The sequence below is a fragment of the Vibrio sp. Vb0349 genome (genome assembly GCF_033338975.1).
Genome location: NZ_JAWOTS010000278.1, coordinates 1 through 1,235 on the forward strand (window position 1 = coordinate 1; position 1,235 = coordinate 1,235).

The 1,235-nt window shown below is 46.2% G+C and carries 2 protein-coding genes; one reads left to right on the plus strand and one right to left on the minus strand.

The window, feature by feature from the left end; genetic code table 11:
* Nucleotides 1-95 precede the first annotated feature (95 nt).
* Nucleotides 96-557 (minus strand): GNAT family N-acetyltransferase, encoded by a 462-nt coding sequence (locus R7Q47_RS25185; protein ID WP_318090054.1) that lies wholly within the window; start codon nucleotides 555-557, stop codon nucleotides 96-98.
* A 146-nt stretch (nucleotides 558-703) separates the two neighbouring features.
* Here R7Q47_RS25185 and R7Q47_RS25190 point away from each other — a divergent pair.
* The coding region (locus tag R7Q47_RS25190; RefSeq protein WP_318090056.1) for a DEAD/DEAH box helicase at nucleotides 704-1,235 on the plus strand (532 nt) is incomplete at its 3' end.

The following is a 1,235-nucleotide window of genomic DNA, read 5'->3' on the forward strand; positions in this document are numbered from 1 at the left end:
CGGATGGCAGCTTCGGCAGAAACAAATAGTTTCCGTTGTAGATTTAAAAAAGACGCGATCATCTCGCGTCTTTTTTATTGCAGTTTTGTAGAGGTTTATTGAGTCGAATGCTTCCTGCGCATGTCTACGTGTGGAATTCCATCTTCTAAGTAACTGTCAGACATAACTTCAAATCCATGGTGAGCATAAAAATCGATAAGATGTTCTTGTGCACCAATGTCTATGTTTTTTTCGGGCCATAACGTAGAGCATACGTGGATGGCTCGTGTGATTAGCTGATGGCCTAAGCCACCACCTCGGGCTGTTTGTTTGGTCACGACTCGGCCAATACTGACGTTATCGTAAGTGGTTCCAGCTGGCAGAAGCCGAGCGCAGGCAACTAATTCATCATTGTGGTAGCCGAGTAGGTGATGAACGCCGTCAATAATATCCTTACCATCTAGATCCGGGTACGGGCAAGTTTGCTCGACGACGAACACGTCGACGCGTAAGCGCAGCATCTCATACAGTTGTAAGGTAGTTAGTTGAGCAAAAGGCAAAGTGATCCAAGTGGTCATGTCCGTCGTCCATAATGATAGTAGAGTGCCTGAATGTACTCGCTTTTGTTTCAATACTCATTAACAATGGTTAATTTTCACTGGTCTTCCCGGAAAATCTGGCGATAATGTGCCCTCTTTTTCATCCCACCTGAGGATATTTCCCTGTGAGCAAACAAACTTTTGACCAAGTAGGCCTGAACCCAGCGCTACTAGAAACGCTGGATTCATTGAACTACACCCATATGACGCCAATTCAAGCGTTAAGCTTACCGGCGATTTTGAATCAGCGTGACGTAATTGGTCAGGGTAAAACGGGCTCGGGTAAAACAGCGGCGTTTGGTCTTGGCGTGCTATCAAATCTAAACGTAAAACGATTTCGCGTGCAGGCTTTGGTGCTGTGTCCGACTCGCGAACTGGCGGATCAAGTTGCTAAAGAAATTCGAACGCTAGGGCGTGGTATCCATAACATTAAAGTACTTACGTTGTGCGGCGGTATGCCGATGGGACCGCAAATTGGTTCGTTAGAGCATGGTGCACATATCCTTGTTGGTACTCCGGGGCGTATTCTGGATCACCTTGAGAAAGGCCGTATTAACTTGGAAGAGTTGAATACATTGGTGCTGGATGAAGCCGATCGTATGCTAGAAATGGGCTTCCAAGATGCTTTAGATGCAATTATTAATGCGGCGCCTAAAC